The following is a 24,810-nucleotide window of genomic DNA, read 5'->3' as shown; positions in this document are numbered from 1 at the left end:
AATAGCGACCTCCGAAGAACTTTATATAACTAGCACCGATAACGTTAAAGATATCGGTGCTGATAATAACATCGACGAATATGTACAGATTACAGCGGGTATAGGACGTAAAAAGAAAACAAAGGTAACTTGATTTTTCGGGCACCCTTAAAATTCGGTCACTATCGTATTAAACCCGTATCCCAATTCAAAATCAGGGAGTCGTCACATTTCCCATCAATAAGATCAATGTCACCTCTGATAATAGCTGGAAAATTGTTATTTCTAGTATTGATGACTATGGGAAACATCGAAACGAGCCCCTCCGGAATTCAATGCCAGAAAATTCTCACAATACGTCGGTTGCCGAAACTGCTATCTTACAAGCTTCTTGAAATACGACCGCATTTTTTTAATTAAATTTCCACCAGTCGAAATAAAAAAGTTCTTTCTCACCCTTAAAAACAAAATATAAATCGTGGATTCCTTTTATAGTTTTCATTGCTGTATTAATAGTCTTATATACGTCACCCTCCCCTTTTCCTGTAACATTAACAACTCCCAGCATGATTAACAAGACCGCTTTTGACTAAGGCATCAGCAGCACGCTTGATTTTTTCAGCAGATACTTCATGTCCAAAACAATTCCAGCTGTTCCATCCCATGGTTGGAGTAAGTGCTATTTCATCTCCACATACAATTCGTAATTGCTTTGAAGCTTCACCTTTTCCATTACACGCTACTAATCGTACTTCATAGATACCTTTTTTTTCGATATTACCCCTAATAATTCCGGTAATTGAATCCAAAGTGAGTCCTTTAGGTAAATTCGACGCCGAAAAATGCATAGGCCTTATACCAGTAGCAGCTATCCTAAACAAGAATGGTGATCCCGGTCTGACACCATATACTGAAGCGTTATTGATACGTGGTGTTTCTTTTGGTTTTGGCGTAAGAATATAGGGAACTGAAGCTACTGGATCAAAAGTTTTGAAAATAGCCTTTTCATCTGCAATAAATTTTGCATCTACCCAATTGGCATGATCATAATATGGACCATTACCTCCGTCTGTTACAACTAATTCTAATTTTTGAACACCCTTCAGCTCGACGTCAATTTTTTTTGCAGCATCTTTTGATCGCATAATACCACTTGACCATAATTTTTTATTATCTCCATAAACAATAAATTCAACAGCGGCGTCTCGATCTCGGACAGCATCGTCTAATCCCACTAAAGCAACGAATTTTTTTGCTTTTCCATCGACCTGAATAAAAAGTGAACTTTCAGCATGTGTACCAAAGCCTCTTTTATAGACCTGACCAGCTATCGTTAATGGCTTTCGTGACCCACCGTTGCTACTTTCAGGTCCAAGTCGTCTAACCACACAATATGTTGAGCGTGGACAATTTGAGTCATAGACAACAATAATAAGATAAGTATTCCTTTTTTTATGCTGTATATCATATTTTGTATTTATTTGTTTAAGATTAAAAATATTACATATCCTATTAGTGCCTTTCGACTAAACGAACTTGGAATATCCGACCAGTGCTGTTATTTTCATTTGCCTTAAATTCAACACGAATTTTGGTTTTGCCTTTTGTCCATTCTTGCGGAATGGAATAAGTGATATCGAAAAATTTACTTTGTTCCCATTTTCTAGCCACATCTTCTGCAACCAATATTTTGTCATCTATCAGAATATCAAATTTCTTATTCCCAAACTCATATCCCCAATAGCGCACTAAAAGATCCAATGGTTGTTTCTTATTGGTTTGGAGATCAAAAGAAAAGCTGCCTCCTTCATTAGATTGACGCCATGACTCACCTTGATGCACACCTTTCGCCATATTTTCGCCTTTTAAGACATGGTCCACTTCAGGCTGCTGCTCTCCTAACTTGATCATATCCGCCGTACGCTCATCCAACCTAACTTTTTCCTTTTCCTTATGCTCCATTTCCTTTTGGAGATTATCAAATCTATCTTTTGTCACAGACAACCAATACATCATATACCGGCTATCATGAATTTGATAAAATGGTTGGAGCATCAAATTCTTTTCATTTCCCTTGGTAAGCGCTGCCGTCATCCTATAATGGAGAGGATCGCCATCTACAGGCGGGGTTTCGTTCAGCAATTTTATTATATCCTTTCGATCTCCCAAAAGGATTGGACTATCGAAAAGCGAAACCAACGGACCGTGTGCTATATGCCCCCAACGATGTTCATCGGCAACCAAGCCTTCCAAATTTTCAGTTCCTACTTTTGCCCCCATTAAAATTGGCCCACGAAATAACGCTACATAATCCGGGTTAAATGGAAGTTCTTCGATGTGAAATTTTAATTTGGTATCTAATTTAACGATGTCTCCTTTTTTCCATAGGCGATCAATAACAATATACTCGCCTGGTTTGATATTCTCTGCATAATTTAACCCGTCCACCTGTACCTTAAATTCGCCTTTCTGTACCCAAAGCGGATAACGTACAAGCACTTTGATTCGAGTGGGCAGATCAAGATCAATAGTTAGGGAGCCTTCGCCGGTTACGGGTAAATTGCCTTGCTGGGTTAACGTAATTTTCTTCTCTTTCCACTGAACTTCCGAAGGCACAAAAAGATTTACATAAAGGCTATCACTCTGATGACTATAAATCATTTCGCCATACTTGCCATGATTTTCCATTCCAGTCCCCACACAACACCACATTGCACTATTAACACTGGAGTACACTCTATAATGTGCGGGTCTAGCTGATGTAAAATAAACATAACCGCCATGCTCAGGATGCTGCGTTGAAAGAATGTGATTGTAAAGTGCTCTTTCATAAAAATCCATTAACCTGGCATCATGTCTCATCCTAAAAAGCCCTTCGGTCAACTTCAACATATTATTTGTATTACATGACTCAGGCCCTTCACGTTCTTCTAAGTAACTAAAGAAATCCTTTTGGGACGGAAAATGTTCGCGCCGACTATTTCCACCCAATGCAAGCGAACGATATCCAACAACAGTCTCCAAAAAAAATCGCGCCGCAGTAGCATAATCCATATCACCTGACACTTCGGCAACACGTTGATATCCCACAGCTTTAGGAACCTGTGTATTTGCATGCTTATTATCTAGATTATCCACTTTTTTACGCATACTGTCAAATATTTCCCGATGTGAGAATCTCTTTGCCGTCTTTAAATAACGATCGTCTTTTGTCATTTGGTAGGCGTCTGCATATACCTCGTTCATTCCACCAAATTCATTTCCTAACATTGTCTCCATCTGACTATCATCTAGCTTACTGATCAGCTGCGCACCCCAATCACATAGCTTTAAAAACATCTCCTTAGCTTGCTCATTCCCCCCATACAACCAGGCATCCCGCAGACCGGCATAGGTCTTGTGCAAATTATACCATGGTACCCAATAACGCCCTACAATATTCACGTTCCCTTTCCTAACTTCATTCCAGATATGTTTACCCTCGGGAACACCACCTAAGTAACCATTGCCTTGTTTATCCTGACATCTTTTCAATTCAGAAAGCATATATTCCATACGAATTTTCAATTGTATATTACCTGTGGCAGCATAATGAATGGCCAATGCTGAAAGGTAATGGCCACCTATGTGACCATCGAGATCAATCCAATTGTCAAAACTTGGAGCTTTTGGCGGCAGACCAGCCTCCTTTAGAAATGGAGCCAATAGCCTGTCGACATCATAATGGAGTAATGTGATTACATTTAGCTCCTGCGCATGTTTAAAAGGGCTTTCCAAAAGCTTAACATCTGCTAAAGCGAAGTTAGTTTTGTAAAGACGATCTTGCGCTGATGCTGTACCGCTAAAGAATAATAAATAAATCAAAAATTTAAAGGAAGCTCTCATATCTAATAAGGTTTAAAAATTTTGTTGAAATAATCCGCTTTTGACCTATGATTTTTGAAAAAACATCGCCGTTCAACAGATACTTTTTCGATCTGTCAACTAGTATCCGACTTTTTCTCCTATTCAAATGTATGTACGTATCTAATCTTGTGGCGAAGGATTCCCTACTTACAATTGGTTATTGATGACGCTATTTTTTATACTCAACGACCAGATCATTAAAAGCGGTTAATAAAGTCAGGTGCATGTTGAGATTCTTAGATCTCTCTTCAAAATTATCATACTTAGTCAAAAATGACTTCGTAAAATGTTACTTTTAATTTTCTATTTGTTTCAATTAATAGTGTTTTCAGATCCTAATACCAAAAACACCGCACTTCTAAAGATATACAAGCCGACAATGCGCATTAATCACAAAATCATCAATGTAAACAACTATCCTCAACGTGCACTCTTTTCCGCCTGATTTTTATGTATTACTTAACCTGCTATGGCGAGTTTGCATTCGGGGAATTCAGGTCAACACTTATATATGCGATATGCGCTCAAATCACAGTTAAGCTTTAGGTAATACACTATTCGCACTGAAAGAATCTCTTTCATCCGTAAGACCTGCTACAAATTTATTACAGTTAAAATAAAATTACTGCAGCATCTATATGATAGGGGCTTGAAGTCCACTTTGGCAATCCACATATATCTATGAATCATAGATATAAGATAAGTTAATATCAATCTTACTTATATAATAACACCGTTTAAAAATGCATAATTCAGCGCTATTATATACGAAGCAGAGTATTAAACAAGTGATTTGAACTCACATCTACATACAGTAGTTTGCCTCTGACATAAATGAGATCATAGCTCCCAACGCCATAAAGTAGAATGCCCAACTAAATTTATCCCCTGAATAACAATAAGTTAAAAAGGATGTAACAAAAAACAATGTTTATGAAACACGAGGGTATTTCAGTTTTAAAATGTTATTTCGACATTTATAATCATAAACGGGCTACAGCATTCGACAGAAGTCAAAGAAAAAGTCCTAAAACCAATTATAAATTCTATTAAAATTATGAAAAATCCAATTGCAGGAATAAAAATTCCTATGCTCCTATCCACTGGGCCATTCCGATATTTGGCAGCTGTTGATAATACTCAGCTAGATAGTGTACCGCAAATTTACTACCTTTTTTCTCCAAGTAAAAATTGATTTAGAAGCTCGATAGAAGACAACACTCTTTCTAGAAAGAAAAATCTGAACAACTAGCTAAACTGTTTAAATTATGAGAATTCAACTATTAATCATTCTCTTTCTATCTACTTGTGTTTATGCATTTGGGCAAAATACACAGATAGAGGGCTCCGTTAAAAACATATTAGGCGAGCCGTTAATCGGCGTCACAGTAGGGATAGAAAATTCCAGTATCGTGACCAAGACGAACAAAGATGGGTTTTATACCATAAAGGCGCCAAAAAATGCCACTCTGAGCTTTTCGAATGTAGGTTATAAGACCATCACTGTTGCGACTTCAAATCGTAAAACAATCGACATTATTCTACAAGATGACACGAGAAAAATTGACGAAGTCGTTGTTAACGTGGGTTATGGCACTATGAAAAAAAGTGACCTTACAGGGGCTGTTTCGTCAATTACAGCAGAGAGTATACAACAATCTGTACCCACTACGATAGATCAGGTCTTTCAGGGACGAATAGCAGGCCTTCAAATGTCATCCAACTCAGGTCTTCCTGGTGGGGGAAGCTCGATTCAGATTCGCGGCATAAACTCTATCAATAGTACAAATGAACCTATTTACGTTGTAGATGGAGTCATTATGAGTGGACAAACTGGTAATAATGACGTGAATGCACTGGCAGGAATCAATCCGAATGATATTGAAAGTATCGAGGTACTTAAAGATGCATCTGCTTCCGCAATTTATGGCGCCCAGGGTGCAAATGGTGTCATTATTATCACCATGAAAAAGGGGAAAAATGCTCGTCCAATTATAAATTTCAATACAAAATATGGTATCGAAGAACTTCCCAAAAAGATAAAAATGATGAACCTCAGGGAGTATGCCGAACACCACAACGCATTCTCCGATGTGCTCGGCTATGGGCATCGGACAGACTTTGCTCATCCCGAATACCTAGGCGAGGGAACAAATTGGCAAGATGAACTTTATAGGGTGGGCAAATTACAAACTTATGATATCGCTGTTAGAGGAGGGAACAAGATCTCCAATTATGCTGTCTCGGCTGGTTATCTCAATCAAGATGGGATGATCTATGGATCAGGTTTCAAACGATTCACTTTCCGGTTAAATCAGGAAACAGAGTTGTTTCCCTGGTTAAAGATGGGGGCTGTACTCAATGCGAATTACACCAAGCAGGCTACGGCAGTTTCAGCATGGAGTGTTGTCGGTAGCTCCCTCCTTCAAACGCCGTCCATCCCGGTTCGCAATGCCGATGGCACATTTGGAGGACCATCGTCAGAATACGATGCCAATAATCTGGGATTTTCAAACCCCTTGGCAATTGCGCAGCTCAATCAGCGTAATCGCACTCAATTCGGAGGACGAGGTAATTTCTATCTAGAGGTTAAACCCACGCAATGGATGAATTTCAGATCCGAGCTTACCGGCGAAGGCAATACAAATAACTATCAGCAATTTTTGCCGGCCTATGCTTTTGGCGCTTCGATAAAATCCAATGCCGAAACCAGGCATGAGAAATCCTTTAACACGTTCTGGTCGCTCAAAAATCTTGTAAATTTCAATAAAGATTTTGGACAAAAACACAAAACAACATTGATGCTCGGGCATGAAGTCATTACCACCAGATATGAATTCTTAATGGGTGAACGACAATATGGATCTAGCGAGCTCCCTGGGCTCGATGCCGGAGACGCTGAATATGATTCGAATGCGGGAAATTCCAATGAAACTAAAAGAGTTTCTTTTCTTGCGCGAGGTACCTATAATTATGATGACCGTTATCTCTTTACAGCAACATTTCGTCGCGATGGATCACACAACTTCGCAAGAGGTCATAGATGGGGAAATTTTCCCTCAGCAGCGATTGCATGGCGAGTATCCAAGGAGCAATTTTTCACCCCTTTGAAAACTACCATTGATGATTTAAAATTTAGAGTGAGCTATGGCGCAGTTGGAAATGCCAATGTAGACGCATTTGCCTATCAGGCCATTTTAGCTAATGCACTCACCAACAATTGGGGTGTCGGTTATTCGACTTCAAATATTCCAAACGAAAATATTACATGGGAGACAACAAAATCCTGGAACGTGGGATTTGACCTAAGTATTTTAAAACGACGTATCGAACTAGTTTTCGATGCATACAACAAAATCACAGATAATCTTCTTCTTCGGTTGTCGTTACCCTCATTTACTGGTACCCGCGGCAATACTCCGGGTTCAGCCGCTCCTCCTTATTATAACATTGGTGCTATAGAAAATAAAGGAATAGAGTTTTCCCTCAATACACATAACGTCAAAAAAACAGATTTCAATTGGCGAAGTGGACTTGTATTCACTCTTAATCGAAATAAGGTAACACGGATGAATACAAGTACTGCGACTATACAACAGATTGATTACTCCAACGGAACCAACATCATCACACAAACCATGCAAGGCCAACCTATTTCGCAGTTTTATGGGTACAAACAGATTGGGCGCATCAACACCGCCAGTGACTACTTGAAAGACAATGGTAACGGAACCAGCACTGTGATCACGGCTACCTTTAAAAATAGAATTGGTGATATCGTCAATAATGAAGGCCTGGCCACTTCAACCTATGTGGGCGATATCCTCTATGCAGATCTGAATCAGGACGGAATCATCAATGACGCTGATATGGCATTGATCGGAAGCCCACTACCCAAATTTACCTTTGGGCTTAACAACACCTTCAATTATAGAAACTTTGATCTAACTGTTTTTTTAAATGGTTCCTTCGGACATAAAATCTTCAATATTCTAAGGACTTCATTGGATAATCCCAGAACTTACAGTAACGTCCGAGAAGATGTTGCCAATTATGCTAAAATCGGCTATTACGACGGTAATGCAGAAAATACGAATGTTTGGAATGCTTACGTGCTACCGGGCTCAGATCCCGAACTGGGACGCATATCCGTCAGAGATGCCCAAAACAGTATATTTAGTGACCGCTTTGTAGAAAATGGCACTTTCCTTAGAATACAGAATATTGCACTTGGCTATAGGTTTCCGACAAAATTCCTTTCTAGGTATAATATCAATAACATACGTGTGTATTCCAATCTACAAAATGTATTCATCTTCACAAAGTATAAAGGATATACCCCGGAGGTAGGCTCCAGCTCGGGGCAAAGTATGCTTCGCTATGGCGTCGACGGTGGCTTTGTTCCTTCACCACGCACATATACATTAGGTTTAGATATCACTTTTTAACAATTTGATCATGAAAAAATCATTTTATTATATCTCATTAGCCTGCGCTGCTATATTAGGCTTTTCAAGCTGCGAAAAATACTTAGACGTAACATCCGAAACACAGAAACAGGCTACACAATCATTTAAAAACATCGCCGATCTCCGTGGAGCAACAGCTTTTCTTTACTGTCGGCCATGGTATACTACTAACACATCTGTACGGGAAATCACTGAAGCCAGGGCTGGTAATTTATATGTCGATGGTGTGACAGGTGAGTTGATAACAACAGCCCTATTTTCTGAAGTTGCCAACTACAATAATATAGCAAACTCTTGGGCATCTCTATATCTTGTGATTACCCAAGCCGACTATATCATCAATGATTATGTAAAAACAGCGATAGAAAATGGTGTAAACGAATCGGAAGCAAAAGCATGTGAAGCGGAAGCCCGCTTTATGCGTGCAGCGGCTTACTGGTACCTTGCAAACTTGTGGCATGATGTACCTATAATCGACGATCCTAGAAACCATACATTAAATCCACTTACACCTCCGCATCGATTTGAAGATGTTGTCCAGTATGCTATTAACGACCTGATATTTGCATCGGAATACCTCAAAGATTCTGACACAAAAGGGAGAGTAACCAAAGACAGTGCCCGTGGGATGTTAGCACGATTTTACCTTATGGCTGCAAATTATGCCATGGGCAACCATTTCTCAGCCGAATATATAAGCAGGAACAACGGCGGAAGCAACAGTGGATTGGCAGATCACTATTTCGAGCAAGTAAAAAAACTCTGTCAACAAGTGGTGGAAAGCGGGTATTATTCCATGTTGCCGGATTTCGAACAACTGTGGCGCACGCAAAACAATAATAATTCGGAAACATTATTTGGCATTCAATTTATACCCGGTATTACCGAATGGGGATATACTAGTCCATTGAATGATCTTGCCTACAACAGGGAGTTAACGGGCAACCTAAATGGAGGTGGGACGATATTCGTTTCTTATGATATGCTTAAGTCTTTTGTTGACGATGGCGCATTAGCCAGAATGCGAGGAAGTGTAGCAGTCCCCGGACAAAATTACAACTACATAGGAACTCACTTAAGCGCTGGAAGCTGGACGGTACCCAGTGGTAAAACAAAGGTCAATTTAAAGAAATTCGTGGTTGGTAGTAGTAAAGACACCGACGGTGCGGCCGTTCAGGGCAATACGGGCTTAGTATCACCGATGTTACGGATGACAGAAATCTATCTCATGTACGTCGAGGCTGTACTGGGTAAAAAACAGCAGACCAATGATGCCGTTGCGTTAGCTTATTTTAATAAAGTGAGGGAAAGAGCATTCAGCAAAAATATTCAGAATTACATACCGGCTACCATAATTACCCGAGATAAATTATTTTTAGAAAGAAGGCTCGAGTTTTTTTATGAGGCGATCTATTGGACTGATCTTAAAAGGAGATCTTTTTACGACATGGACTGGATCCTTGACTTCTTAAACAATAAGTTAAAAGATAGTGATGCGGAAACCCCATTTACGAACTATGCCTCCTGGGCATACACCTATGATCCTTTACTTTATCCCACAGGCAAAGGCTGGACAAACTCTCCTCGCGCCCAAAGTGGTTACAAACCCCAGGCGGTGGTACATAACGTTCCTGCAGGATCTTATGTGCATGCAGTAGGTGCAACATCTAATATTTGGTGTTTGCCCTATCCATCAGCAGATGTAACTACTGATCCTGAACTGACCTCAGCTCCAATAAATTATGACTTTAACTAATTTGATATGAGAAATTTGAGAATTACATTTATATTTATCTTAGCGCTGATATGTTATAGTTTTTTTTCATGCAAAAAAGATTCATCCAGCAGCAACATACAAGTGACTGGTGTCTGGTCACACAGCAGAAATACTGAAACCACCCAAATATCTTCTATTTTTTTCAATAATTGGATCCGTATTCACGGTAATGGGTTTACAGGGTTACAGCGCGTTTATTTTAACGGGACGCAGGTACCCTTTATTCCTATTTACGTGACCGAAACGGACATTATTATCAACGTACCCGAAAATATACCAACAGGTAGCGACGTGCCGGACCAAACACTTTTGAACACCATAAAAATAGTTACCACAACAGGGCAAACGAGTTTTAAGGGATTTACTTTTCGGGATCCAGATAAAATTCCATCGATCAGCGGAATATCCTATACCATGCCCTATGCAGGAGACCTTATTGAAATATATGGGAAAAATCTGAAAGAAACTAGTGCTATCACCTTTCCAGATTCGACAAAAGGAACCATAAAATCCGCCAATGACTCAATTTTACAAGTGATCGTTCCAGTAAATATCGATAGACAAAAATATGGCCGCATTACGATTGAGATCGATAATGAGCGCTATTCTTCAGCTCCCTACATGTTTTTCCAAAATGGAATATTTCTAAAAACTTTTACGGAGGAAGCTATGGTAACTGGGGGAAATAACGGGATCAAAATCTACTCGAATCCAGGGGATATTGCGGGACTGACTGGCCTTCAGCGAAATCCAGAATACGTGATTGCTATCCCTGCTACAAAAACAGATATACCCATAGCAACAAATAATGGTATAAGCGGCAATTTTTTTAAGTTTCACGCTTACAAAGCTTTCAACAAATTGATTGAAAACAATAGCGAGATAAAAGGAACAACCTCCATTGAAAATCTCGCCATACAATTTGAACTATACATGCCATCACCCTGGATATCAGGCGCTATCCCTTTCAAAATGAATAAAAACAGAAGTGGCGTGAACTATGCCTACCTCTATAATATTACAGCCTGGGAATGGAAAAAAATGATTTCCGGAGGTCTGGAATTAAATCCGTTTAAATTTGACAATGGTTGGAAAACGATCACAATCAAATTTAGCGACTTCCCAACACTGGCAATGAGTTCACTAAAAGACTACTCTGCATCACTGCAAACCAATGGCTTCGAATCGTTAGTGGGCTTTGCAAATTACGACCTCAACGAAGATGGGCATACGCCACAAGCCGTAAAGAATTTTCAGATGTACCTTGCAAACTTCAGGCTTGTTCCATTGACAAGCTTAGAATAAAAGATCCAATATATCATCCCTCCCTTATCAATCCTTTCCGCCCAGAATTAACTCTAATTCCTGGGCGGATTAATTTTGTCCCCATAACGATGCCCATTTCGTTAGCTAGCGTCCCATTTTTGGGGTCATCATCCACCCATCCATCATTCCAATCGTATTACATTAGCATTATCGTACAAATAATATCACCACATTGCAGTAATTTAAATTAGTAATCCTTACTGGTAGCAGCTAATCTATATGTTACATTTCCTTTGGCCTTTGTTACGGCATTATTCGACGATTTTTCGGGGCCGGTTTTATTGAATATGACCCCAGAACAAAAGTCTCGAAAAATTATAGCATGAATATTAGCAATTCGAGAAAAGGCACGTTAGCAAACGATTGGATTTCAACTATTTTATGCGATAAGGATGGTCTTATCTGGTTCGGGCATCATAAAGGTCTGAGCTGCTTTAATCCTGAAGACCAAAGCTTCTCCATGCGCTACACTGACATTATTCTCTAATGCTCCTGCTTGCATAAGTTTTTAATATCTTCAGGAGTTCAATTATAAGAAGTAGAGCAATGAGACAATTAATTACGGCTATAAAACAAAAGCACGAGAAAGATGGAATTGACATCTATCCTAGAGCAATTCTCTTTCTTTGATTTACTCCGATAAAAACCTTTCCAGATCTTCATCCTTTCCCAAACCGAACTTTTGCTTTAGGCGGTACTTAAACATCCGTACGCTTTGTGGTTCTACGTACAATGCATGTGCTATTTGCTTGGTGGTCATTTTAAGGTAAATATAGGTGCAATATTTTAAATCAAGAGGTGTCAATTTCTGAGTAGCTTTCTCTGTAAGACGATGGAAGAAATCGGGATGCAGTTCCTGTACCTGCAATTTGATATCTTCGAAATCAGACTGTACCAACATTTCTTCCTTCAGGAGTTTTGGTATATGGACAGCTTCGCCCCTTTTTATCTTATCCTGTATTTGCTTTAAAATTTCGTTCTTTCGGTCGATAATCAGAGAATTTGCCAACGCTTCTTTTTCCAGCTGCTGTTTGCGCAAATCCAACAATTCCTGTTCGGCTTTCAGACGTGCCTGTTCTTCTTTTTCCAACAAAAGTTGCATCTGAGCCTGTTGTTCTGCATCCTCTTTCTCTTTCGCTAATTTCTTTTCACGTTCAATCGAATACCGTAATTTAAAGTGGTAAGAGGTAAACATAAACACTAACCCAAGAAGCAAGGCAAATGCAATTACGCCATAAAGGTATTTTTGCTTTCGGCCAAAAGCCTCCCGTTCTTTTAACAGTTGAAGCTCTTGGTCTTTCTTGGACGTCTCGTATTGTACTTCCAGTTTTTGGGCGTTGAAAAGTTGTTGCTCGTTGAACGACTTTTTCAGTAATTCTTCTGCCCGTTGCTGATAAGCTAATTCCGCCTTCAGGTCACTTCTTTTACCGGCCAATTCCGCAAGGTCTTTGTTAACTGTATATTCCAACCTGAAATAATTACCATTGGCCTTCATAAGCTGGCTTAGTCCCAGCAAGAGGTATTGTTCGGCAAGCTGTACGTTCCCCTGCTTTTTGGCAAAACCACTTTTGATGCCAAATATATTCATCCATTTCTCAGGCGTCGCTTCATGCTTCTTTAATATTTCTTCGCCAAGACTTAGATATTCAGAGGCCTTCTGTTCACGAATTGACAATTCTTTTGTCGAAAAATCCAGATAGTAGTTGGCTAGATTGATATACGTAATCACAGAAGTATTGCCACTGACTCTTTCAGGGTGCTGCTGTAACAGTTTAAACGAATTGTCCAGATAATGAAAACTACTGTCGAGCAGACTTTGTTGCGTTTTTTTTCTGTAGCGCATCAGGTAGATACTTGAAATTCCGTTATTAACGTTTACCTGAAGGTTAACGTTACCGGATTTTAATGCGTAATACTGGGCTTCATGAATATAGCGTTCCATTTTTTGATCATCATCCCATTTGCTATAAGCACCGTACAGTAAATAATTAAGATGATATTTTGTAACGGGGTCTTCGTCGCTTTTTTCGATCAATTTCAGTCCATCCAGTGCATCTTTTACGACTAGATCAGGCAGGTTCATTACATTATTCAAAAAAGCTTTGGCACGAAATGCAACTGCCAGCGACGTCGGCTTTTTTGATTTTTTAGCATTTTCAAAGCTGAGGTCTGAAAGCCTTTTTGCCATTAGTAGGCTGTCTATAGATGCATATATACTGCTTTTGTACGCATACAGATAGGCAAGGTCGGCAGGTGAATTAATTGATTTGATACCTATATCCAACACCTTAATGGCCTCCGCCGATTGATTGTGCAACTGATATTGCTCTAACTTATCCAAAACTGCTTTTGTGCCGGGTTGGATATGTTGAGCTGTTGCATAGTTGTTTATAAAGAGAATAATCAAATAATATAGGATATGCTTTTTTTTCATACGATTTCTATCTAAAAACTGATGAATATATCTTTCCATCAGACGGGGAATTATAATTACCGAAAACCGGAGTGCAAAAATTACTAAAAATTTAGGAAACTACATTTGAAACTGGCAAGAAAACATTTTTTCAAATTAGCTAACTAACTGTAATTCAATCCCATTGAATTACATGTAGATACTTTGTATATAAACATTTGAATGATGTAGACGCTTTGTGAAGCTTATTAGACTCCTTATTCACCGATTTCTGATGATTTTTGTACAGAGCAAAACATACATAATATTATGAACCCAAAAGTAAAATCTATTCTAAGTTACCTCGGCATTTTGTGGTTGCCTTTGATCGGAAAATTGTTGGAATACAAATTTGATTTTATTGACCTATAATTTTTTATCCATGAAGAATTTATTGATATACTTTGCAGGTCTTGTATTGCTTTTTGCATCCTGTAAGGACGATGATGATAATCCCGGCCCGTCAAAAGATTATGAATGGCAAGATGGCCCCGGACACGTTCGGGTATATCTTTCAGGTGCACATACCTTTGTAATAACCGCAGATAATACTTTGTGGGGAAGAGGCCGGAGTTTTAACAACGATCCGCAAACCAATGATAAAGGCTACTATAAAATTGCTCAGGACGTATTGCGCGTTACTTCAGACGGCAATAGCCTCTTCTATCTAAAAACAGATAAATCGGTTTGGGGCACACTAAACTACCTTGGCAAGCCTATTCAAACGCAGTCGATTGAAAAAATAATTGACAATGCCCGATCGGTTCAGGCAGGTGTCCGTTATGTTACCATCGTAAAAGAAGATGATACAGTATGGGCTATGGGAATAAACACAAACGGACAATTTGGTGATGGAACATCAGATTATAATGCCCGCCGTCCTTTAGCGCAAATTGCCACCGACGTAAATGCGGTTGCTGCCGGTTACAACACACTGTATTTGCTTAAAACCGATAAGACTCTATGGTCTGCTGGTGGAAACAATTATGATAAATTAGGTTATGCTTCCAAATCCGACCAAAAAAAATTTAAGCAGTTTGCAAAAGACGTAATAATGGTCAAAGCACGATTTAATAATGTGTTCCTAATAAAGACAGACAGATCGGCTTGGTCTTTCGGTGCAAATGTAAGTGGTTCGCTTGGTTTGGGAAATCGGGAACAACCTGCACCCGGGCCGATTAAAGTTGCCGAGCAGGTGTTGAATGTCTTCCCGAATGGTATTACCTCTTTACTAATGAAAACAGATCATTCTCTATATGCTGCTGGAGGTTCAACGCCCTCTGCTCCTGTTCAATACCAACATCTCCTTGCTCCGGACAGCTTCACGTTATTTAATGAGCGAGTAAATACAGTGGCAAATGGCGAGCAGAGTATCCGTATAGCGATGATGCGCAATGGAACATGGTATGTTGCCGGAGAAAACGAAAAACGGGAAATCGCTCCAACAGACGAACCCTTTATTGCTTCATGGCAAGAGATGATATTACCCGATTAAAAAAATGCGTAATCTACTGATCATATTTTTCTGTTGCATTTTAGCATCCACATTGTTGGCGCAGGAAACTCCTACGCAACAACATTTTGTGATAAAGAAAGACCGGATCATTGATCATGAACATATCTTTAACTTAAGTGAGATGCAGCGGTTAGACAGCATTGTTACTCTGTGCTGGGATAAAGGAATCGCAGAAATCGCTATTGTGACCATTGACGATCGCCATACCGACAAAGAAAAATTTGACAGTTACGTATTCAATAATCTTACCGCTTATGCTCTTGGTGAGTATGGGAAGAGCAATGGCGTAGTGATTGCCATCTCCAAAAAACTACGCCGGATCCGTATAGAAAATGGATATGGCATAGAAAAGGTTTTGAGCAACACGGCTACAAAAAAAATCATTGATGAACAGTTTATCCCAAAATTCAAAGATGGAAAATATTTTGAAGGTACGCTAAACGGGCTGAACACAATTATCAGTCATGTACAAAAAGCAATGAAGGATGATGATTTTACCAATTCCTCGTCTATCTTTACGCCCTCTATCTTTAAAAAGATACGAGGTTTTGTGCTGGAAAACGGTGAGCCCCAAACATTCCGCAACCTGGATAGTGATAATCCTTCCTATAGCTTTACTTCGCTGGATGTGTTCTTAGGTCCGTCGAGAAAAAATTCCTTTGTACTGAAAGATTTTCGGGAAGAAGATTATTATGAAATGACAATCCGGGGTAATGACGACAGTCATTATCAATTTATTTATTTTGAAGAGCCTGCGCCCGAAAGCACATTTATACACAGGAAAATGCGGCCCCGGCAAGTCTACTGGTGGCATCCCGGCAATAAATTTATTTCATCGGATATATGGCCTTTGCTAGCGCAGATAGAAGATGAGATCTCCCAGCATTCATCGACACATGAAGTAATATCTTTTACGGAGTATCAATGGTTATTGAAACAGGAATTTCATCAGATGGAACGTCATTATGCGGATATTGAGAACAAGGATACCTTATCTTTTCAGGGAAATCATATTTCTATCAATGGTAAGAGAGCCGGTACATTCGAAATCGATCAGGCGGAAAGAATATTATCGCTGAAAATGACGGATGGAAAACAACCCGCATTCGCGATTTTTAAAATGCATGATCGTTACAACTACCGTTATCTCTTTAATAAAAAAGAAAGAAAATTATACCTGGTTCCATTGGACGAGATTGAAGGAAACGACCTTGTTTGCGTGGAAGGATGCACGTTGTTATTTGAAATTTTAGAACAATAAAAATACTGAAAATGGCAGAATACAGCTCGCTTTATATCAAGATCACTATTAGAAAAGAAAAACTCCAATACTTTTTTCAGGATAAACCAGTGCCACAAAACGTAGATGAAAATTGGTCGAAATGGTGGGATAGCCGGGAAATGTTTGGCAAACAAGCCTTATTGAACATTCCATATTATCATGTTCAAAGCAATCGTACCGTCTTTGACCAATTGCTCGATGGAAGAGATTTCGGCAGTGTCGAGCATTACGATAAAAATGACGAGATATGGACATTTACCGCTATTTTCTTTAGCGAGAATTATACGGAAATATTACCGATGCTGTCGCTGATGAAACAATTGGCAACTTATCAGGATAAAGCAAACACAGGCATTGCTTTTATCTATGATTTTTGCTGGGGCAGCGAAGAAGTGATGGCATATCTAGAGTTTACCGGACAGCAGGCGCTGCTTAAAAATTATAAGGTAACTGATGAAATAGAATCGAGCGTTTTGAAAGAAGCCAATCTCAAACTTGAAGATGCTGTGGAGAAATTCAATCAAGGGCTCAAAGATTAATGAATGAAAAACTTTAAAAAAGATGCAGGCAAAAATATTTACCTACAGCAAAGTTAATCAAAGGAAAATCGCGTTACTGTTTTTAGCATCGGGCATATTAGGTGCAGTGGTCTCCATGTATTTGTGTTTGTGGGCAGATTCCATTTTATTGGCAGTGTTGGTTTGCGGAATATTTTTGACTGTGCTTGGTATTGTAGCATTTTTAAAATTAATACTTGCTCCGAAAAAAGAAAATGAAGCGGCTATCATTATTGCAAGTGAAGGCATAACGGCACGTACAACACCCGTCGCAAAGGCTGCGGGGCTAATAGAATGGGAAGATGTGGAAAGCATAAAGCTTTATTCAAGGTTATTAGCTATGAAAATTAAAAATCCGAAAAAATATGCCGCCAGAATGACGATTTTTTTTGTGCGGGATACATTTCTGAAATCATGGCAAGGAACCATAAGGATTTCGTTTGTGGAGACAAATGCCACATATGAAGAATTGATAGATATATTGTCGAAGTATTGCGAGCAAAATAGCATTTCCCTAAATCAATAAATTTAATAAATACAGTTACTATGTTTTTTGTAATCAGCAGAATAGAACTTGCAGCCCACCGTAACGATAGCTTGCAAAATCCAAAGAATTCGGAAAATCAAATGATATTGGGTATTTACCGGCAGTTTACCCGTTCGGCACTTTTTTCAGTTTATTCGAAAAAAGCGTATGGAGAATTTTGGGATGAATCCACACAAAAGAAAATTGCCCGTCGTCTCTGGACATTCGAAATGAAATCTTTCGCCAACCAAAAAATTGCAGAAGCTCCGAAACCGCCATATATTTTCAAACTGACGATTATCGGTTGGATCTTTTGTCTGCTGATGCTCACCGCTATGGGAATGATTGTCTATCAGGAAATGAAACCACCCCTACCCAAAACCGCAGAAGCCGTGGCAATGGAAAAAACGCCAGCTGTTGGCGCTATCTATTTCGGGCACTATGAAATATATAAAGAAAAAGGAACTCCTGTTGGCGCGGAAATTGGCTTTGGTTGGTTTAAAATTACAAGAGTGGATGGAAGCAATTTTTACCTCGCCAAAAGCAAAGATATGAGCAAGACCTCCAAGCCAAAGGAACAACTGAGCAATGCCGATTTTGAAGCCACAGAATTGCCCGTAGTGAAGCTATCCGAACAAACCGGTTACAATATTCGATTCAAGTCGGCCGACGGATTGACGGAAATATATATCACAGATAAAAAATAGCATGACCACAAAGCGAATAATTGGTATTGTAGCCCTAGTGATTTTAGCAGTCTTAATAGGATTTATTTTTATTCTGTACGCTACGATAAAAACAAAATCCACCAGTCTCAACAAATTCGAACCATACAAGCAATGGATTGGTAAAACAGTTGTCCTGAATAAGGAAACGGTTTTGTTTAAAGAAAGTATTCCTATGATCGATAACAGCGATTATCCATATGTGTTGTTGGATAGCCTGCATCCTCGATGGCGGTATGTAGAAGAACAAAAGAAGATGGGGGATATAGAGGAAATCATCGGTTTCCCGGCTGGCACACAACTCAGATTTGATAAAGCAATCCAATACACCAACGGCGTATCAGGTTCATCCTATCCTACCATTTTCGGAACAATTATTTATAATGGAAAAGATTATAAAGTCGGTTACCAGTGGGGTGAGCGAGACATCACCAAGGCATTCGAGAAAATCGGAAAATCCTGGTTTTTTCATCAGGCGCCGTGGCAGACCTTGGCTGACAGAAATTTCTATACATTGCCAACAGCCAATTTTTGGTAATATCTTGAAAAGGCAAATAAATGGTTGATAATCCTCTAAATGAAAAAGTTTGTTACGCATGTTATGGGTTTCAACCTGCTGCAAGAAAGGCCTCATCTATAGGCATACTGGCTCAGATGTATTAGAGCTTTTCGACCTCTTCGACAGAAAGTCAAAAGTACCGCTCTATCAAAAAATGAGCTTGCAAAAAAGGGAGTTAAACTGTTAATTAGGGTGCAATGGGATTTGAACTGAAAAATGATAAAAAGGCCTTTAAAATAGGCTTTGATGAAAATGTTTTTGGTGATCATGGTTTTAAAGAAAATAATTTTAAAACGAATATTCCTTTTGGACAGGAACTCTGGTTGCTTTCTCAAATTCTAGTCTAAGTATTGACCTGCCAATACAAACCTGTATCCATTCGATTTTGAATTGTGATTAATCCGGTGGGCTAAAGCGATTGTTTCTTCTTTCGAAAACCATTGAGTTGCTTGTTTTGCAAGCAGAGTCTTTAAATAATCTTCAAGATTCAACATCACGATACATAAAACATGACTATGATAAAGAGCGAATTGTATACGCCCGTGATTATCTGGTTAAAAATATCGGTGCGCCCCCAACGTTAATAGAACTGGCGAGAATAGCCGGAATGAATGAATATAAACTAAAACGAGGCTTTAAGGAAATATTTAATCAAACTGCTTTTTCCTATTTATCGGATTTACTTCTGGATCTGGCAAAAAATGATCTATTGATGGGTAAAAAACAAGTCAATGAAATAGCGTTTGAATTGGGATACTGTTCCTTACAGCACTTCAGCAAGGCGTTCAAGAAAAAGTTCGGCATGGCACCAAGTAAAGTCAGACGTTAAAGTTAGGTATTGTTATTTCTTTTTATGTGTCCCTTTGGCATTTAAGATTCTTTGAAAATTGAAGTTTGTTTTCATAATTTTTTTTACCACAAAAGTTTAGTCTTGAGGGCTAAGGTAAAATTTGCCAAAAGTTTTTAAATAGTATTTCCAATTTCAACTCCAATAGTTGTTAAAATCAGTCCTTTTATATTAAAACGATTATTTCTGAATAGAACTTGGCTTTCAGCTTCAAAACGATTTAGATGTTTTAAAGCTGAAAGATAAAGACAAGGTCAACTTAACATAGTGGACCTGTTTCTGAAAGGCTTAGAACCTTTACCCAAGAAGCAAAAATAATTTTAGTTATTTAAAAGTTATGTTATATTTATTTGGAAGTAATACGATTGCATAAGCCCGCACAATACATGATAGAAGCAGAAAAATATCTTGAGGACTTTAAACAAGCTGTGGTGAACGTGTATCCTATTTCGGATAAGGCATTTGATTTGCTGGCAGAGATTACATACGTTCAACAGTTTAAGAAAAATGAGGTCTTACTAAGGGAAGGACGTATCGCCAATGACATTTTTTTTGTTTGTAAAGGCGCTTTAAACTCATATTTTATCGATGAAAAAGGAGCTGTCTGGAATAAATGGATTTATTTGGAGAGAGATTTTGCCAGCACCAGATTTTCGGCAATCATAAAAACACCCAACGAATTTACACTGCAAGCTATTGAAAACACTACAGTGATATGTATGCCTTACCATCAAACAAGAGAAGCTATTAATCAGAATGATGAATTAAAAAACCTATACATTGCTTATTTGGAGAAAAAATGGATAGTCATTAATGAAGAAAGAGAAATCTCGTTACTTACCGAAAGTGCCACTGCGAGGTATCTAAAATTGCTGCAAACGCATCCGGGAATTGACACCAGAATTCCACTACAGTATATTGCTTCGCACCTCAGCATTACCCCAACACAGCTCAGCAGGATACGTAAAGCACTAAACAGATAAAAATTCATTGTGCTCAAACTATATAAAGTGTGCCCCGAACAATCACACTTTAATTTTTTTATGGATAAAATAGTCCAGACAAGATGGAAGGCCAATAGTTCATTTTTGATCCTTTAATTATATATTTTAAGAAAATGAAGTGTATGTAGCTGTATTCCTGAAATGAATAAAAAAATCCTTGCACTCAACCTATGTAAAGGATATCCCCGAAACCATACTTTATTTTTGGTTGGAATTGAAATCCATGTAGAACTAATTCAAGAAGAAAAACGTACCAACTAAAAAACTAATATTAAATTATGCAAACAATCTCTAAAACACTAAAAATAGTTTTGACCACGCTGATTCTTTTCAATTGCTTACTGATGGCTTGTGTAGTCTACTTATTATTTAACAAAAAGCACAACTTAACTGCAGAAAGAATAGATATCAAGGACAGATCGGGGAAAAATCGTGTCGTTATCGCAAACACTGATAATATTCCACAACCCATTATCAAGGGTAAAACATATAAAAGGGCTTACTCTCCCGCTGGTCTTATTTTCTTTGATAAAAACGGAGATGAAAGAGGGGGCTTGGCAATTACGGATAATGAGGAGACTAATCTGAATGCGTTAGCATTTGATTATCAGAACGCCGATGCAGTCGGTATCTTGGCGCAGGATAATAAACACGACAATTATTTCAGAGCCGGGATATTGATTAACGATAAAGATCTATCTGGTAAGCCTGGACATAATATAAATCGTATCAACCTGCTAACCGAAAACGGGAATGCATCTCTAGTCATGAAAGATCATAATGAAATACCGAGAATTATTTTAAAGGTAGACAGTCTAGGCAATCCTTCTATTGAAATGTTTGACAATAACGGAAAAATGAAATGGAAACAATAAGCGATATATCGCTTATTGTTTCCGAAAATCTATATAAATCTTCACGGTTCAAACCTGAAAACGCAAACCGAAGAGGATCTTCTTAAAGCGATAAAGATATTGAGATTCTACAAAAATAATTTGGATAATGAAGAGAATTAACGCTCCCCTATTTGTACATCTCAATTTTATGGTTTTGACATTTTATGCACTATTAACAGACGGTGATTGGCTGAGGTATTTTACTAAGAATTTAGATTTTAACCTGATTATCTTTGGATTGCAAGCTGCAGCACTTATTTATGCAGGATACCTACCTAAGCGATATAAAATTGACTTGATCAGTTCCAATTTCTACAGAAATTTCCGCTAAAGAAACTAGCTCGCTAATCGAAAGCCAAATGTGTTTGACGAAATCCCCTTCTGTTTCAAAAAACAGGGTAAAGCTTATATTTATTTATCCAATAATTGATCAATCGAAGGTCTTTCAAAGTTTAATGTTTATGTAGTCAAATGAATTTTGTACGAAAAGACATGTTCTGTCCTTTATGATCTATGTGCCTAAGTATACGACATACTCATTCATAAATACAAAAATACAAATTATTGATGCTTAGAAAAACAATACAGACCTTTGAAATCTTCCAATAAAGGTGGACGAACCGAGTTCTACTAGAGGTAATATTTTCGGGTCTTTATAAAATTATATATATATTGGACTTGAAATAGAGACTATTCATACTTGAATACCATTCCTTGATTTTCTTGGAAAAACGATAATTTTAATTAATTACTTTTACTATGCTACATTTCATTAATTCCAGCAGGTACTATCCGGCATTCTTGCTAATATTACTATTCTCATTAAGGGGCTTAGGTGTAAGGGCGCAATTATTTGATCAGGACAGCCTGAAATTAATATCTCGGCAGTTTGCGTTTACAGAAGGGCCGGCAGTGGACAAGGAAGGGAATGTCTATTTTACTGACCAGCCCAATAACAAAATCTGGAAATACAATACAAAAGGTCATCTTTCTCTTTTTAAAGATTCAGCTGGCCGTGCCAATGGACTGTACTTTAACCACCGCGGTCAGCTACTTGCCTGCGCAGATGAAAAAAACGAAATTTGGTCAATAAGCAAAGATGGCAAAGTTACCGTCCTGCTGTCAGATGTAAATGGAAGGAAACTTAATGGTCCAAATGATCTTTGGGCAGATAAGAAAGGGGGGATTTACTTTACAGACCCTTACTACCAGCGTGACTACTGGACCAGAAAAAAACCAGAGATAGAAGGGCAGAAAGTTTATTACCTCCCTCCGGGAAAACGTAATAAACCAATTGTAGTGGCTGATGATGTAGCTAAGCCTAACGGCATTGTAGGGTCGCCCGATGGGAAATACCTATATGTAGCGGATAGGGTGCGAAATAAAACTTACAGGTATACCATTGAATCTAACGGTAAGCTCAGTGGACAGAAGGCGGTCATCGACCAAGGCTCTGATGGGATGACATTGGACAATCGTGGAAATGTTTACCTTACGGGGAAAGGTGTTTCTATCTATAGTCCGATAGGCGTATTGATAGGACATATTGAGGTAAAAGAACCATGGACATCGAATGTCTGTTTTGGTGGCAAAGATCGGACTGATTTATTTATCACAGCTTCAACAGCAATTTATTGCATCTCCATACGTGCAAAGGGTGTTGATTAATTGCCTGTCTTCAATAGTTGGCGTAAACGGCAATTTAGTAAGCTCTACTGATTATATGGACAGTTTCGCATTTGAATGCATCACAAGAGAGACAATGTCAGCATATTTAAAGTATATATTATGCTGAACCAATGCGCCATCCATTAGATCATCCGGCTTCTCTATCGGAACGCGAGCAACCTCTTTAAGATGTACTGGTGTCCCCACTGCAATAATCATAAATAGCTGGCTTATACCTTTCCCGAAATTTAGTCAATATCCACACTAAGTCCAATAATAGCATTAGCACGAATTGCCTGGGCACTTCGCTTGAGCGTTTCTGTGACGCGCTTGTACATTTCCTGCATCTTCTTCTCATAGTTGGACAGGTTGTAGTAACTCTCTTTTTTGAATTGAAACTGAATTTCTCCTCTACAACAGGACTTATTGAATTATTGCTTCTTGGAGTTCGGGAATGGCTGACCATACAATTTGGTTTTCATTTAAGATTCGTCATTTAAATCGTGTATTTTATTTTTTCGCAAGACCTCCCTATTTTAAATCATATCATTAATTTATTGAAAAACGATATATCCATCCTATTCACCCTATCATCTGCCTTTAAGAGCAAGAAATGAAATCCCTCGGCCTAAAACATAATTCAAAATTTATTGAAACCCTACGAATATCAAATAAGTAATGACAAAGAAGAATTAAAAGAAAACACAATCGTCAGAAATACTATCTTTATATTCTACAAAGTCACTAAAATTTTATGAAAGATAACAATGGATTTAAAGCTTACATGGATGAATGCAGAAAATATACTGCTGCAATCAAGTATGAAAATCTATTTTTCTGGGGCGGATGGGTCTGTGAAGAATTGCTGGCGATAAGCCAGGGCATCATCTCAAGACTTCTGGCTGAAAAGGAAATTTCGCTGATAAAGGATATCCTTTCCTACATCTGGTCCGTGGTCGACAGTAACGATAAGTTGTCCCCGGAAAAATCAAGAATTTATTTGAGGAACCTGAATGATATCAATGAGACCGACCTGGATCGGACGGATTATCAGGAAAATGCCTTATATGAATTGATCATATCAATTGACGCGATCATGAATTTCGCAGTTTCAAAGCGTCGCGGTTTCGAATACAACCTATCGATGGCAGTTTTGAACGCCATCGATTCCAAACTACAGGACGATGATCAGGATATTTTGACGGATGAAGGTTTTAATGAGCCCATTTTGCAAAGGGAAATTGAATCACAGACACTGATTCTTAGATTAATGGCTGAAAAAAAATTGGATAGTAATTCGAAAAAACTGTACAGATAGAGA

At 38.5% G+C, this 24,810-nt stretch carries 23 protein-coding genes; 17 read left to right on the top strand and 6 right to left on the bottom strand.

Annotated features, from left to right (window positions below; all coding sequences use genetic code 11):
- Positions 1 to 391: 391 nt before the first annotated feature.
- The 3 genes from ABTV71_RS13360 to ABTV71_RS13350 form a co-directional block, all read right to left on the bottom strand.
- Complete coding sequence (locus ABTV71_RS13360; protein ID WP_433903506.1) at positions 392 to 547, bottom strand: carbohydrate-binding protein; 156 nt, start codon at positions 545 to 547, stop codon at positions 392 to 394.
- Entirely contained in the window at positions 531 to 1,367 is an 837-nt protein-coding gene (locus ABTV71_RS13355) for an NPCBM/NEW2 domain-containing protein (protein WP_433903505.1), read from the bottom strand. Before ABTV71_RS13355 ends, ABTV71_RS13360 begins: the two co-directional genes overlap by 17 nt.
- Positions 1,368 to 1,491: 124 nt before the next feature.
- On the bottom strand, positions 1,492 to 3,864 hold the full coding sequence (locus ABTV71_RS13350; RefSeq protein WP_433903504.1) for a beta-L-arabinofuranosidase domain-containing protein: 2,373 nt from the start codon (positions 3,862 to 3,864) through the stop codon (positions 1,492 to 1,494).
- 1,289 nt (positions 3,865 to 5,153) lie between these two features.
- Here ABTV71_RS13350 and ABTV71_RS13345 point away from each other — a divergent pair.
- From ABTV71_RS13345 to ABTV71_RS13330, 4 genes are all read left to right on the top strand, one after another.
- Positions 5,154 to 8,333: a SusC/RagA family TonB-linked outer membrane protein gene (locus ABTV71_RS13345; protein WP_433903503.1), complete on the top strand. Its 3,180-nt coding sequence runs from the start codon at positions 5,154 to 5,156 to the stop codon at positions 8,331 to 8,333.
- A gap of 10 nt (positions 8,334 to 8,343) precedes the next feature.
- Positions 8,344 to 10,110 carry a RagB/SusD family nutrient uptake outer membrane protein gene (locus ABTV71_RS13340; protein WP_433903502.1) on the top strand — a complete coding sequence of 589 codons (1,767 nt, stop codon included), beginning with the start codon at positions 8,344 to 8,346 and terminating at the stop codon, positions 10,108 to 10,110.
- A 6-nt stretch (positions 10,111 to 10,116) separates the two neighbouring features.
- Positions 10,117 to 11,436, top strand: a complete 1,320-nt coding sequence (locus ABTV71_RS13335; protein WP_433903501.1) for a glycan-binding surface protein — start codon at positions 10,117 to 10,119, stop codon at positions 11,434 to 11,436.
- Between the two features lie 343 nt (positions 11,437 to 11,779).
- A complete protein-coding gene (locus tag ABTV71_RS13330; RefSeq protein ID WP_433903500.1) occupies positions 11,780 to 11,944 on the top strand; it encodes a two-component regulator propeller domain-containing protein in 165 nt (54 codons plus the stop codon).
- Positions 11,945 to 12,088: 144 nt separating this feature from the next.
- On the opposite strand, the gene ABTV71_RS13325 is transcribed toward ABTV71_RS13330, so the two are convergent.
- A complete protein-coding gene (locus ABTV71_RS13325) occupies positions 12,089 to 13,891 on the bottom strand; it encodes a hypothetical protein (protein ID WP_433903499.1) in 1,803 nt (600 codons plus the stop codon).
- 400 nt (positions 13,892 to 14,291) lie between these two features.
- On the opposite strand from ABTV71_RS13325, the gene ABTV71_RS13320 reads away from it, so the two are divergent.
- From ABTV71_RS13320 to ABTV71_RS13265, 12 genes are all read left to right on the top strand, one after another.
- Positions 14,292 to 15,404 carry an RCC1 domain-containing protein gene (locus ABTV71_RS13320; protein WP_433903498.1) on the top strand — a complete coding sequence of 371 codons (1,113 nt, stop codon included), beginning with the start codon at positions 14,292 to 14,294 and terminating at the stop codon, positions 15,402 to 15,404.
- Between the two features lie 4 nt (positions 15,405 to 15,408).
- Positions 15,409 to 16,686, top strand: a complete 1,278-nt coding sequence (locus ABTV71_RS13315) for a TPM domain-containing protein (RefSeq protein ID WP_433903497.1) — start codon at positions 15,409 to 15,411, stop codon at positions 16,684 to 16,686.
- An 11-nt stretch (positions 16,687 to 16,697) separates the two neighbouring features.
- A complete protein-coding gene (locus tag ABTV71_RS13310; protein WP_433903496.1) occupies positions 16,698 to 17,246 on the top strand; it encodes a hypothetical protein in 549 nt (182 codons plus the stop codon).
- A gap of 22 nt (positions 17,247 to 17,268) precedes the next feature.
- Positions 17,269 to 17,790 (top strand): STM3941 family protein, encoded by a 522-nt coding sequence (locus ABTV71_RS13305; RefSeq protein WP_433903495.1) that lies wholly within the window; start codon positions 17,269 to 17,271, stop codon positions 17,788 to 17,790.
- 20 nt (positions 17,791 to 17,810) lie between these two features.
- Positions 17,811 to 18,497, top strand: coding sequence for a hypothetical protein (locus ABTV71_RS13300; protein WP_433903494.1), 687 nt, complete (start codon positions 17,811 to 17,813; stop codon positions 18,495 to 18,497).
- A 1-nt stretch (position 18,498) separates the two neighbouring features.
- The gene (locus ABTV71_RS13295; protein WP_433903493.1) at positions 18,499 to 19,053 is read left to right on the top strand and encodes a hypothetical protein; all 555 of its coding nucleotides are present in this window, start codon (positions 18,499 to 18,501) and stop codon (positions 19,051 to 19,053) included.
- 218 nt (positions 19,054 to 19,271) lie between these two features.
- Positions 19,272 to 19,421 carry a hypothetical protein gene (locus ABTV71_RS13290; protein WP_433903492.1) on the top strand — a complete coding sequence of 50 codons (150 nt, stop codon included), beginning with the start codon at positions 19,272 to 19,274 and terminating at the stop codon, positions 19,419 to 19,421.
- Positions 19,422 to 19,528: 107 nt separating this feature from the next.
- Positions 19,529 to 19,903 (top strand): helix-turn-helix domain-containing protein, encoded by a 375-nt coding sequence (locus tag ABTV71_RS13285; RefSeq protein WP_433903491.1) that lies wholly within the window; start codon positions 19,529 to 19,531, stop codon positions 19,901 to 19,903.
- Between the two features lie 404 nt (positions 19,904 to 20,307).
- Positions 20,308 to 20,904, top strand: a complete 597-nt coding sequence (locus tag ABTV71_RS13280) for a Crp/Fnr family transcriptional regulator (protein ID WP_433903490.1) — start codon at positions 20,308 to 20,310, stop codon at positions 20,902 to 20,904.
- A gap of 299 nt (positions 20,905 to 21,203) precedes the next feature.
- Positions 21,204 to 21,800, top strand: coding sequence for a hypothetical protein (locus ABTV71_RS13275; RefSeq protein WP_433903489.1), 597 nt, complete (start codon positions 21,204 to 21,206; stop codon positions 21,798 to 21,800).
- A 127-nt stretch (positions 21,801 to 21,927) separates the two neighbouring features.
- Positions 21,928 to 22,152: a hypothetical protein gene (locus tag ABTV71_RS13270; RefSeq protein WP_433903488.1), complete on the top strand. Its 225-nt coding sequence runs from the start codon at positions 21,928 to 21,930 to the stop codon at positions 22,150 to 22,152.
- A gap of 428 nt (positions 22,153 to 22,580) precedes the next feature.
- Positions 22,581 to 23,489 carry an SMP-30/gluconolactonase/LRE family protein gene (locus ABTV71_RS13265; RefSeq protein ID WP_433903487.1) on the top strand — a complete coding sequence of 303 codons (909 nt, stop codon included), beginning with the start codon at positions 22,581 to 22,583 and terminating at the stop codon, positions 23,487 to 23,489.
- Between the two features lie 51 nt (positions 23,490 to 23,540).
- Here the strand turns inward: ABTV71_RS13265 and ABTV71_RS13260 are convergent, their stop codons facing one another.
- Together ABTV71_RS13260 and ABTV71_RS13255 are read right to left on the bottom strand one after the other, a co-directional pair.
- On the bottom strand, positions 23,541 to 23,708 hold the full coding sequence (locus tag ABTV71_RS13260) for a hypothetical protein (protein ID WP_433903486.1): 168 nt from the start codon (positions 23,706 to 23,708) through the stop codon (positions 23,541 to 23,543).
- Positions 23,709 to 23,737: 29 nt separating this feature from the next.
- Entirely contained in the window at positions 23,738 to 23,857 is a 120-nt protein-coding gene (locus ABTV71_RS13255; protein WP_394342594.1) for a heavy metal-binding domain-containing protein, read from the bottom strand.
- A 386-nt stretch (positions 23,858 to 24,243) separates the two neighbouring features.
- Here ABTV71_RS13255 and ABTV71_RS13250 point away from each other — a divergent pair, with 386 nt between their 5' ends.
- Positions 24,244 to 24,807 carry a hypothetical protein gene (locus ABTV71_RS13250; protein ID WP_433903484.1) on the top strand — a complete coding sequence of 188 codons (564 nt, stop codon included), beginning with the start codon at positions 24,244 to 24,246 and terminating at the stop codon, positions 24,805 to 24,807.
- Positions 24,808 to 24,810: the final 3 nt, after the last annotated feature.

Source organism: Sphingobacterium puteale (genome assembly GCF_050986225.1).
Lineage (GTDB): Bacteria > Bacteroidota > Bacteroidia > Sphingobacteriales > Sphingobacteriaceae > Sphingobacterium > Sphingobacterium puteale.
Note: the sequence above shows the minus strand (reverse complement) of the source record. Positions and strands in the feature narration are given on the sequence as shown.

Excerpts from the sequence above, each read along its gene's own strand:
- ABTV71_RS13335 (WP_433903501.1), top strand. The coding sequence starts at position 10,117 with ATGAGAAATTTGAGAATTACATTTATATTTATCTTAGCGCTGATATGT.
- ABTV71_RS13270 (WP_433903488.1), top strand. The coding sequence starts at position 21,928 with ATGAAGAGAATTAACGCTCCCCTATTTGTACATCTCAATTTTATGGTT.
- ABTV71_RS13300 (WP_433903494.1), top strand. The coding sequence starts at position 17,811 with ATGTTTTTTGTAATCAGCAGAATAGAACTTGCAGCCCACCGTAACGAT.
- ABTV71_RS13315 (WP_433903497.1), top strand. The coding sequence starts at position 15,409 with ATGCGTAATCTACTGATCATATTTTTCTGTTGCATTTTAGCATCCACA.
- ABTV71_RS13305 (WP_433903495.1), top strand. The coding sequence starts at position 17,269 with ATGCAGGCAAAAATATTTACCTACAGCAAAGTTAATCAAAGGAAAATC.
- ABTV71_RS13340 (WP_433903502.1), top strand. The coding sequence starts at position 8,344 with ATGAAAAAATCATTTTATTATATCTCATTAGCCTGCGCTGCTATATTA.
- ABTV71_RS13275 (WP_433903489.1), top strand. The coding sequence starts at position 21,204 with ATGCAAACAATCTCTAAAACACTAAAAATAGTTTTGACCACGCTGATT.
- ABTV71_RS13280 (WP_433903490.1), top strand. The coding sequence starts at position 20,308 with ATGATAGAAGCAGAAAAATATCTTGAGGACTTTAAACAAGCTGTGGTG.
- ABTV71_RS13260 (WP_433903486.1), bottom strand. The coding sequence starts at position 23,708 with ATGATTATTGCAGTGGGGACACCAGTACATCTTAAAGAGGTTGCTCGC.
- ABTV71_RS13345 (WP_433903503.1), top strand. The coding sequence starts at position 5,154 with ATGAGAATTCAACTATTAATCATTCTCTTTCTATCTACTTGTGTTTAT.
- ABTV71_RS13330 (WP_433903500.1), top strand. The coding sequence starts at position 11,780 with ATGAATATTAGCAATTCGAGAAAAGGCACGTTAGCAAACGATTGGATT.
- ABTV71_RS13290 (WP_433903492.1), top strand. The coding sequence starts at position 19,272 with ATGGGATTTGAACTGAAAAATGATAAAAAGGCCTTTAAAATAGGCTTT.
- ABTV71_RS13320 (WP_433903498.1), top strand. The coding sequence starts at position 14,292 with ATGAAGAATTTATTGATATACTTTGCAGGTCTTGTATTGCTTTTTGCA.
- ABTV71_RS13250 (WP_433903484.1), top strand. The coding sequence starts at position 24,244 with ATGAAAGATAACAATGGATTTAAAGCTTACATGGATGAATGCAGAAAA.
- ABTV71_RS13310 (WP_433903496.1), top strand. The coding sequence starts at position 16,698 with ATGGCAGAATACAGCTCGCTTTATATCAAGATCACTATTAGAAAAGAA.
- ABTV71_RS13360 (WP_433903506.1), bottom strand. The coding sequence starts at position 547 with ATGCTGGGAGTTGTTAATGTTACAGGAAAAGGGGAGGGTGACGTATAT.
- ABTV71_RS13265 (WP_433903487.1), top strand. The coding sequence starts at position 22,581 with ATGCTACATTTCATTAATTCCAGCAGGTACTATCCGGCATTCTTGCTA.
- ABTV71_RS13325 (WP_433903499.1), bottom strand. The coding sequence starts at position 13,891 with ATGAAAAAAAAGCATATCCTATATTATTTGATTATTCTCTTTATAAAC.
- ABTV71_RS13350 (WP_433903504.1), bottom strand. The coding sequence starts at position 3,864 with ATGAGAGCTTCCTTTAAATTTTTGATTTATTTATTATTCTTTAGCGGT.
- ABTV71_RS13295 (WP_433903493.1), top strand. The coding sequence starts at position 18,499 with ATGACCACAAAGCGAATAATTGGTATTGTAGCCCTAGTGATTTTAGCA.